The organism is Pseudomonas sp. 3HC3 (assembly GCF_044904505.1).
Taxonomy (GTDB): domain Bacteria; phylum Pseudomonadota; class Gammaproteobacteria; order Pseudomonadales; family Pseudomonadaceae; genus Aquipseudomonas; species Aquipseudomonas putida_Y.
On the sequence record NZ_JADDRH010000031.1, the window covers coordinates 20,895 to 30,674 of the forward strand.

General features: G+C 62.3%; 8 protein-coding genes and 2 tRNA genes. 5 read left to right on the top strand and 5 right to left on the bottom strand.

Going from position 1 to position 9,780, the window contains the following annotated elements:
• Position 1 precedes the first annotated feature (1 nt).
• The 5 genes from INQ47_RS24830 to INQ47_RS24850 form a co-directional block, all read right to left on the bottom strand.
• Positions 2-862: a branched-chain amino acid ABC transporter permease gene (locus tag INQ47_RS24830; protein WP_003247565.1), complete on the bottom strand. Its 861-nt coding sequence runs from the start codon at positions 860-862 to the stop codon at positions 2-4.
• Positions 863-927: 65 nt separating this feature from the next.
• Entirely contained in the window at positions 928-2,130 is a 1,203-nt protein-coding gene (locus INQ47_RS24835) for an ABC transporter substrate-binding protein (RefSeq protein WP_252459376.1), read from the bottom strand.
• Between the two features lie 90 nt (positions 2,131-2,220).
• Positions 2,221-2,985, bottom strand: coding sequence for a FadR/GntR family transcriptional regulator (locus tag INQ47_RS24840; RefSeq protein WP_404702830.1), 765 nt, complete (start codon positions 2,983-2,985; stop codon positions 2,221-2,223).
• A gap of 224 nt (positions 2,986-3,209) precedes the next feature.
• Positions 3,210-3,440 carry a PP0621 family protein gene (locus INQ47_RS24845; RefSeq protein ID WP_252459377.1) on the bottom strand — a complete coding sequence of 77 codons (231 nt, stop codon included), beginning with the start codon at positions 3,438-3,440 and terminating at the stop codon, positions 3,210-3,212.
• A gap of 92 nt (positions 3,441-3,532) precedes the next feature.
• A complete protein-coding gene (locus INQ47_RS24850) occupies positions 3,533-4,552 on the bottom strand; it encodes an outer membrane protein assembly factor BamD (protein ID WP_252459378.1) in 1,020 nt (339 codons plus the stop codon).
• 147 nt (positions 4,553-4,699) lie between these two features.
• On the opposite strand from INQ47_RS24850, the gene rluD reads away from it, so the two are divergent.
• From rluD to INQ47_RS24875, 5 genes are all read left to right on the top strand, one after another.
• The gene (rluD, locus tag INQ47_RS24855) at positions 4,700-5,662 is read left to right on the top strand and encodes a 23S rRNA pseudouridine(1911/1915/1917) synthase RluD (RefSeq protein WP_003247554.1); all 963 of its coding nucleotides are present in this window, start codon (positions 4,700-4,702) and stop codon (positions 5,660-5,662) included.
• A complete protein-coding gene (gene pgeF / locus INQ47_RS24860) occupies positions 5,659-6,399 on the top strand; it encodes a peptidoglycan editing factor PgeF (protein ID WP_404702831.1) in 741 nt (246 codons plus the stop codon). Before rluD ends, pgeF begins: the two co-directional genes overlap by 4 nt.
• Positions 6,400-6,648: 249 nt before the next feature.
• Positions 6,649-9,213: an ATP-dependent chaperone ClpB gene (clpB, locus tag INQ47_RS24865; RefSeq protein WP_404702832.1), complete on the top strand. Its 2,565-nt coding sequence runs from the start codon at positions 6,649-6,651 to the stop codon at positions 9,211-9,213.
• A 362-nt stretch (positions 9,214-9,575) separates the two neighbouring features.
• Positions 9,576-9,651 (top strand) — tRNA-Asn (locus INQ47_RS24870).
• Between the two features lie 4 nt (positions 9,652-9,655).
• Positions 9,656-9,732 (top strand) — tRNA-Pro (locus INQ47_RS24875).
• The last annotated feature ends 48 nt before the right edge of the window (positions 9,733-9,780 follow it).

Consider the following 9,780-nt stretch of genomic DNA (forward strand, 5'->3'; position numbering starts at 1 on the left):
CTCAGGCTCTCCCGAACAGGCCGTAGGGACGGACCAGAATCACTGCTGCCATGGCGCCATAGATCATCAGGCTGGCGCCTTGCGGCCAGAGACTGGTCATCATGCTTTGCACCACACCCACCAGCAGGCCGCCAACCAGCGCTCCGCCGAACGACCCCATGCCGCCAATCACCACCACAACGAAGGCAATGCCGAGGATTTCCGGGCCGACGAAGGGCTGGGCGCCCCGTAGCGGCGCAAACAGCACACCCGCCACACCTGCCAGGCCCACGCCCAAGGCGAATGTCAGGGAGAACAGGCGGAAAATATTGGTGCCCAACAGCGACACGGTTTCGGTGCTTTCGCTACCGGCCCGCACCAGTGCGCCGAAACGGGTGCGTTCCAGCAGCAGCCACAGGCCAATACCGATCAGCGCTGCGAAGCCGATCAGGAACAAGCGGTAGTAGGGGTAGATGAAGTCGCCGAGTATCAGCACCCCGCGCAGTTCGGGCGGCACGGCAATGTTCTTGCCCACCGGGCCCCAGATCAGCACCGACGCTTCCTGGATGATCAGCGCGATGCCGAGGGTGACGAGGATCTGGAAGGTGTGCGGCAGGTGGTAGATGCGTTTGATCAACAGGCGCTCGACCGCCCAGGCCAGCGCGGCCACCACCAGTGGCGCAATCAGCAGCGCCAGCCAGAAGTTGCCGGTGACGGCCACGGCGGTGTAGCACAGGTAGGCGCCCAGCAAGAAAAACGCGCCGTGGGCGAAGTTGACGAAGTTGAGCAGGCCGAAAATGATCGTCAGGCCCACGGCGATGAGGAAGTAGATCATCCCCAGGCCCAGGCCGTTGAGCAGTTGGAACAGGTACAAATCGAGCATGAGCGTGCCCTCGACAGCGCGCCGGGCGGCTGCCTGTACAAGTGTTTGTGACTAACGCCGCAGCTTCAGGCCAGGGCGCAACCGGTGTGATCGACCTCGACGAACGAGCGGCCCGAACTGATGACTTCGGCCAGGTCGTCCTCGTCGCGCATCTGCCCCTGGGGTTTGCCGCGCAGCAGGTAGTAATCCTTGAGCACCTGGTGGTCACCCGGGCGGATCAGTTCTTCGCCGGTCGGGCCCTGGAAGCGCATGCCCTGCAATGCCGCAGACACGGCGGCCCCGTCCAGGCTGCCGGCCTTGACGATGGCCTCGAGCATCACCTTGGTGCCGATGTAGTCGGCGGCCAGCGGGTAGTTGGGGTTGATGCCATAGGCCTTGCGGGTGGCGGCGACCAACTGTTTGTTCAGCGGGGTGTCGACCTGGTGCCAGTACTGCGCACCCAGGTACACGCCCTCGAGCACGTCGCTGCCCAGCTCCTGGAACTGGTCGAGGCCGGCAGACCACACCATCAGCACTTTCATGCGGTCCTTGATGCCGAAGTTGACCGCCTGGCGCAGGGCGTTGGAGGCCTGGCTACCGAAGTTGAGCAGCACCAGCACGTCGGGCTTGGCGGCGATGGCGTTGGTCAGGTAGCCGGAAAATTCCTGCTCCTGCAGCGAGTGGTAGCTGTTGCCGATGTGTTCCACGCCGAGCTCGGCGAACACTTTGCGGGCGTTGTCCAGCAGGGCATCGCCGAATACGTATTGCGGGGTGATGGTGTACCAGCGCTTGGCCTTGGGCAGCTGGCGGCTCATCGGCACCAGGGTTTCGCGGATGGCACCATAGGTGGGCACCGACCAGCGGAAGGTTGAGGCATTGCAGTCCTTGCCGGTGATTTCATCGGCGCCCACAGGCGTCATGAACACGCCGCCGGCTTTGTGGATTTCCTTGGACACCGCCAGTGCCGAAGACGACAGGGTGCACCCCTGGAAGAAGCGTGCGCCATCCTGGCCGATGGCTTCCTGCACCTTGCGCACCGCCTTGCCGGCGTTGCCTTCGGTGTCGATGACTTTGTACTTGAGCGGGTGGCCGAGCAACTGTGGGTGCTCGGCGATGGCCAGGCGCGAGCCCATGTCGGCGTACTTGCCGTAGCTGGCGAAGGCGCCCGACATGGACTTGAGCCCATAGAAGGTCAGCGGTTGGTCGGCGAATGCCCGGTGTGCCCCCAAGGGGAGGCTACCTAAGGCACCTAGGGCAAGGCCTGCCTTGAGCAGGGTACGTCTTTGCATGAGTAACTCCTTGTTTGTGGTTATTAGGCAGGAGTGGCAATGACAAAGCGGGTACGGCCGGGCCTGTGTGCAGGCCTCTTTACAGGCGCATCAGTGGTGGTGATCGAACTCCAGCAGGAAGTTACGGGCAACCTCGCCTTCCAGCGCGGTCATGTGGTGCTCGGCGTCGCACATGTGTTCGTGCATCAGCCGGCGTACGGCGGGCTCGTCGCTGGCGCGCAAGGCGGTCAGCAGTTGCTTGTGGTAGTCGATGTTGGCGGCGGCGAACTGCTGGCGCTTAGGCAGGTAGGCCTTTTTCAGCACCACCAGGTCGCGCAGCAGGTCGTTGAGGAACACCGCCATGAAACGCAGCAACGGGTTGGGGCAGCGGTTGGCCAGCAGGGTGTGGAATTCAAGCTCCGCCAAGCGCTGTTCGCGCTGGCCTTCTTCGCTGTCTTCCGGCGCGCTGCAGAAGTCGATGTTGGCCTGCAGCGCGACGTAATCGGCTTCGCTCAGCTTGCCCATCACCGACACCGCCAGTTCTACCTCGATGACTTTGCGCAGCTGGTACACCTGTTCGCCGTCCAGGTGCTGAAAGTGCAGGTAGTTGCGCAGTGCGCGGCTGGCTGGCTCGGTGCCCACTTCGTTCAGGTAGGCCCCCCCGGTCGGGCCGGTGCGGGTGCTGACCAGGCCCTCTACCTCCAGTGCCTTGAGCGCTTCGCGGGCGGTGCCCTTGGAGCATTCGAAATGCTCCATCAGCTCCCGCTCGGTAGGCAGGCGGTCGCCGGGGTGCAACGCTTCGGTGACGATCGAGCGCTTGACTGATTCGACGATCACATCGGACAGCTTCTGGCGCTTGCGTTTGGGCTTGAGCATTTCGCTATTTTTCATATTTATGCGGATAAATAGGATTTAGCGAATTTTGGCCGGACGGGTCAATGCTGGCGGTGGGGAGGGGTCGTAAATGGTGTGAAAGGGTCGGGGAGGGATATGTGGGGAGGGGGCTGTAGGGGGGGTAGCCGCGAATGCTGCAGTGGCGCTGCTGACGCATTCGCGGGTGAACCCGCTCCTACACAGGGAGGGCTGGGTGTACCCAGGGTTCAGCCCTTGTGGCCAGGGCCCTGCTGCAGGTGAGCCTGGCTGCAATACCACTCATTGCCCTGCTGCAGCGCCCGGTCGTTGGGCAGGTGCACGCCGCAATGGGCACAGCGCACCATCTTCAGCGGCGCATCCAGCTTCGCCTCGGGGTGCGACTGCTGGCTGACTTTGTATTTGCGCCACAGCCAGAACGCGGCGGCGATCAGGGCGATCCAGAAAAGTAGGCGAACCATGATGTCCAGCTTGTCGGTTGAAGAAGCCGACAGTCTAGGACGCGGCCATAAAAAAAGGGAGGCCTGGCCTCCCTTTCATTTACCGCTGTGGGTCAGTCGAACAGACCAAGGGTCATGTAGCTGAACCAGGAACGGTCTTTCTCGGCTTCTTTCGGGCCTTCCGGCACGATCGGGTCGCCGTTCTCGTCTTTAGGCAGCAACTCTCGCGGCATCTCGTCGCGCGCGTCCTGGAACTGCTTGACCACGTCCTGGTTGGCGCGGGTTTCGCCTGGCGGCAGCGGGGTATCGGTTTCGATCAGGCCCAAGGTGGCCTTGGACAGCCAGCCGCGGCCGTCAGACTCGGTCTGCTTGGGCTGGAACTCGCCATCGACCAGGCTCGGGTGGTCCGGGTAGTTGAGCTTGAGGGTTTCCAGGCTCGTGGCAGCCAGTTCGTCCAGGTGCAGCTTCTGGTACGACTCGACCATCACGGCCAGGCCGTCACCGACGGAAGGGGTTTCCTGGAAGTTTTCGACCACGTAGCGGCCACGGTTGGCAGCCGCTACATAAGCCTGGCGGCCCAGATAGTAGTCGGCCACGTGAATTTCGTACGAAGCCAGCAGGTTGCGCAGGTAGATCATGCGCTGCTTGGCGTCTGGCGCGTAGCGGCTGTTGGGGAAGCGGCTGGTCAGCTGGGCGAACTCGTTGTACGAGTCGCGGGCAGCGCCCGGGTCACGTTTGGTCATGTCCAGCGGCAGGAAGCGCGCCAGCAGGCCACGGTCCTGGTCGAACGAGGTCAGGCCCTTGAGGTAGTAGGCGTAATCGACGTTCGGGTGCTGCGGGTGCAGGCGGATGAAGCGCTCGGCGGCCGACTTGGCGGCCTCGGGCTCGGAGTTTTTGTAGTTGGCGTAGATCAGCTCGAGCTGCGCCTGATCGGCATAGCGGCCGAACGGGTAGCGCGACTCCAGGGCCTTGAGCTTGTTCACGGCGCTGGTGTAGCTGGAGTTGTCCAGATCAGCCTGGGCCTGCTGGTACAGTTCAGCCTCGCTGAGGTTCTCGTCAATGACCTCTTTATTAGAGGAACAGGCCGCGGTAAGCCCGAGGATGGCGATCAGCAGCAGGTGTTTCACTCGCATGGCGGCTTGCGTCCCTTTGACGGCCGCTGTCTTGGGCGGTGCCGTCCTGTTATGATGAGCGCCCCGGCCAACCCCGGGACAAAAGAAGCCGTATTTAACCACAAGCTCGCAGCCGAAACCAAAGGCTGTGCGCCCGCCGAATCGAGCATGTCCGAGATCATTCAACTTAGCGCAGAGGTACCGTCCGAACTGGGCGGCCAACGCCTCGACCAGGTCGCCGCCCAATTGTTCGCCGAGTACTCGCGTTCGCGGCTAACTTCGTGGATCAAAGAGGGCCGCCTGACGGTCGATGGTGCAGTCGTGCGCCCTCGAGACCTTGTTCATGGTGGCTCTCTGCTTGCCCTGGAGGCCGAACAAGAGGCCCAGGGCGAGTGGATCGCAGAAGATATCGAACTGGATATCGTCTACGAAGACGACCACATCCTGGTGATCAACAAGCCTGCCGGGCTGGTTGTGCACCCGGCGGCCGGGCATGCCAGCGGCACCCTGCTCAACGCGCTGCTGCACCATGTGCCAGACATCGTCAACGTGCCGCGCGCCGGTATCGTGCACCGCCTGGACAAGGACACCACCGGCCTGATGGTGGTGGCCAAGACCCTGCAAGCGCAGACCAAGCTGGTCGAGCAGATGCAGGCCCGCAAGGTCAGCCGCATCTACGAGTGCATCGTGATCGGCGTGGTGACTGCCGGTGGCAAGATCGACGCGCCCATCGGCCGTCACGGCGGCATGCGCCAGCGCATGGCTGTAACCGACGGCGGCAAGCCGGCGGTCAGCCACTACCGCGTACTCAAGCGCTTCCGCTCGCACACCCATGTGCGGGTCAAGCTGGAAACCGGCCGTACCCACCAGATTCGCGTGCACATGGCCCACGTGGGTTTCCCGCTGGTAGGCGACCAGACGTACGGCGGGCGCTTCCGTATTCCGCCCGCTGCCAGCCCGACCATGGTCGAGGCGGTCAAGACCTTCCCGCGCCAGGCGCTACATGCGCGTTTCCTCGCCTTGGCCCACCCGATTACCGGTGAAGTCATGAAGTGGGAATCGCCACTGCCGGATGACTTCGTCTGGTTGCTGTCGCTGCTGAACCAGGACCGCGAGAGCTTCATCGGATGAGTGACCTGACGCAGGCGTTGCTATTCCCCGACTGGCCGGCCCCGGCCTCGGTTCGCGCCTGTGTCACCACCCGTCAGGGCGGCGTCAGCCTGCCGCCCTATGAAACCTTCAACCTCGGCGACCATGTTGGGGATGACCCTGCCGCAGTCGCCGAGAACCGCCGCCGCCTGAGCGAACAGTTCGCCATCCAACCGGCCTGGCTCAAGCAGGTGCATGGCCTGGTGGTGGCGGATGCCGACCCGGCCGTGGTGGCCGAGGCCGATGCCAGCTGGACCCGCCAGCCAGGCATTGCCTGCACCGTGATGACCGCCGATTGCCTGCCTGCGCTGTTCTGCGACCGCGCGGGCACCCGCGTGGCGGCGGCACATGCGGGCTGGCGCGGGCTGGCGGGTGGCGTGCTGGAAGCCACGCTGGACCGGCTGGCGCTGCCGCCAGAAGAGGTGCTGGTGTGGCTGGGGCCTGCCATCGGCCCGCAAGCGTTCGAAGTGGGGCTGGAAGTGCGTGATGCCTTTACCTCCGTGCACCCGCAAGCAGCTCGGGCATTCGCCGACGGCGAACGGCCAGGCAAGCTGTTGGCGGATATCTATGAGCTGGCGCGTATTCGCCTGGCTGCCCGTGGAGTAACTGCTGTTTATGGCGGTGGCTTGTGCACGGTCAGTGATGCGCGGTTCTTCTCCTATCGCCGGACACCGCAGGGTGGGCGTTTTGCATCGTTGGTCTGGCTGGACCCGCGCTAGCCTGTACCGGCCTCTTCGCGGGCACGCCCGCTCCCACAGAGATGCCACAAACGTTGGAACCGTTGGTGTACCTGTGGAAGCGGGCATGCCCGCGAATGGCCCCCGTTAATCCAACAGGTTGACTTCGGTCAACCCCGCTACGCTTGAATCTTCCAGAATCAGCCTTATCTATAAGGTCATCTCAGGCAGGTTTCTTCATAAACAGGCGCTGTCCATCGCTCCGACCTGCCCTTTAAAGGAAGGTACACCATGCGAATAGACCGTTTGACCAGCAAGCTGCAACTTGCAATATCCGATGCCCAGTCGTTGGCCGTTGGCATGGACCACCCTGCCATCGAGCCCGTGCACCTGTTACAGGCGCTGCTCGAACAGCAGGGCGGCTCCATCAAACCGCTGCTGATGCAGGTGGGCTTCGACATCAATAGCCTGCGCCAGGGGCTGGTGAAAGAGCTCGACCAACTGCCAAAAATACAGAACCCGACCGGCGACGTGAACATGTCGCAGGACTTGGCGCGCCTGCTTAACCAGGCAGACCGCCTGGCACAGCAGAAGGGCGACCAGTTCATCTCCAGCGAGCTGGTGCTATTGGCCGCCATGGACGAAAACAGCAAGCTCGGCAAGCTGCTGCTGAGCCAGGGCGTGAGCAAGAAAGCGCTGGAAAATGCCATCAACAACCTGCGTGGCGGCGCGGCAGTGAATGACGCCAACGCCGAGGAATCGCGCCAGGCGCTGGACAAGTACACCGTCGACCTGACCAAGCGTGCCGAAGAGGGCAAGCTGGACCCGGTCATTGGCCGTGACGATGAAATCCGCCGTACCGTGCAGGTGCTGCAACGCCGTACCAAGAACAACCCGGTGCTGATCGGTGAGCCTGGCGTGGGTAAAACCGCCATCGCCGAAGGCCTGGCCCAGCGCATCATCAATGGTGAAGTGCCTGACGGCCTCAAAGGCAAGCGCCTGCTGGCGCTGGACATGGGCGCGCTGATTGCCGGTGCCAAGTACCGCGGCGAGTTCGAAGAGCGTTTGAAAAGCCTGCTGAACGAACTGTCCAAGCAGGAAGGCCAGATCATCCTGTTCATCGACGAACTGCACACCATGGTCGGCGCCGGCAAAGGCGAGGGCGCCATGGACGCCGGCAACATGCTCAAGCCGGCCCTGGCCCGCGGCGAGCTGCATTGCGTAGGTGCCACCACGCTGAACGAGTACCGCCAGTTCATCGAGAAGGACGCCGCCCTGGAGCGCCGCTTCCAGAAGGTGCTGGTCGAGGAGCCGAGCGAGGAAGACACCATCGCCATCCTGCGTGGCCTGAAAGAGCGCTATGAAGTGCACCACAAGGTGGCCATCACCGACGGTGCAATCATCGCTGCGGCCAAGCTCAGCCACCGCTACATCACCGACCGCCAGCTGCCGGACAAGGCCATTGACCTGATCGACGAAGCGGCCAGCCGCATCCGCATGGAGATTGACTCCAAACCGGAAGTGCTCGACCGCCTTGATCGCCGCCTGATCCAGTTGAAGGTGGAGTCGCAGGCGCTGAAGAAAGAGGAAGACGAAGCGGCGAAAAAGCGCCTGGAGAAGTTGACCGAGGAAATCGAGCGGCTTGAGCGTGAATATTCCGACCTAGAAGAAATCTGGGCTTCGGAGAAAGCTGAAGTGCAGGGCTCGGCGCAGATCCAGCAAAAGATCGAGCAGTCTCGCCAGGAGCTGGAAGCCGCCCGTCGCAAAGGCGACCTGAACCGCATGGCCGAACTGCAGTACGGGGTGATCCCGGACCTGGAGCGCAGCCTGCAGATGGTCGACCAGCACGGCAAGACCGACAACCAGTTGCTGCGCAACAAGGTCACCGAGGAAGAAATTGCCGAAGTGGTTTCGAAGTGGACCGGCATTCCTGTGGCCAAGATGCTCGAAGGCGAGCGTGAGAAGCTGCTGAAGATGGAAGAGTTGCTGCACCAGCGCGTGATTGGCCAGGGCGAGGCGGTAACCGCCGTAGCCAACGCCGTACGCCGCTCGCGTGCCGGGCTGTCCGACCCGAACCGGCCAAGTGGTTCGTTCCTGTTCCTCGGCCCGACCGGTGTGGGCAAGACCGAACTGTGCAAGGCGCTGGCCGAGTTCCTGTTCGACACCGAAGAGGCGATGGTGCGCATCGACATGTCCGAATTCATGGAGAAGCACTCCGTAGCGCGCCTGATCGGTGCACCACCAGGCTATGTCGGGTACGAAGAGGGCGGTTACCTGACCGAGGCCGTGCGGCGCAAGCCTTACTCGGTGGTGCTGCTGGACGAGGTGGAAAAAGCCCACCCGGATGTGTTCAACGTGCTGTTGCAGGTGCTGGAAGACGGCCGCCTGACCGACAGCCACGGGCGCACCGTGGACTTCCGCAACACCGTGATCGTGATGACCTCCAACCTGGGCTCTGCGCAGATTCAGGAACTGGTGGGTGACCGCGAGGCACAGCGTGCGGCAGTGATGGATGCGGTGGGAACACACTTCCGTCCCGAGTTCATCAACCGCATCGACGAAGTGGTGGTGTTCGAGCCTTTGGGCCGCGAGCAGATTGCCGGTATTACCGAAATCCAGCTCGGCCGCCTGCGCAGCCGCCTGCTGGAGCGCGAACTGTCGCTGAGCCTGAGCCCAGAGGCGTTGGACAAGCTGATTGCCGTGGGTTACGACCCGGTATACGGCGCACGGCCGCTGAAGCGGGCGATCCAGCGCTGGATCGAGAACCCGCTGGCGCAGCTGATTCTGGCCGGCAAGTTCCTGCCCGGTACGGCGATCACCGCCAAGGTGGAAGGCGACGAAATCGTCTTTGGCTGATTGCGTTGCACCATGAGCCCCGCGTTTGCGGGGCTTTTTTTGCCTGTTGCCAATGCCGGCACAGCCCAGCTATTTCGGGCCTTTGCGCCAACCCCGGATAACCGCCTGAAATTTTTGAAATTTTTGCTTGCATCAAATTTAGAGTGCCCCTAATATACGCCGCGTTGTCAGGCACTAAGCGAATCACCAGCAACATCAGTGATCGCAAAACAACTTACAAATCAGTAAGTTGAATGAAAAAAAGTGGTTGACAAGCAAAACGAAGAATGTAGAATAGCCGGCCTCAGCAGCGACAACGCGAAAGCGAAGAAGCTAAAGAGTCCGAAGCGAACACAGTCTTCGGAGTTGTACCGAAGTTCAGTTCCGCGATAGCTCAGTCGGTAGAGCAAATGACTGTTAATCATTGGGTCCCTGGTTCGAGTCCAGGTCGCGGAGCCAATCTCGGGGTGTAGCGCAGTCCGGTAGCGCGCCTGCTTTGGGAGCAGGATGTCAGGAGTTCGAATCCCCTCACCCCGACCATTTTCCGGGTCGTTAGCTCAGTTGGTAGAGCAGTTGGCTTTTAACCAA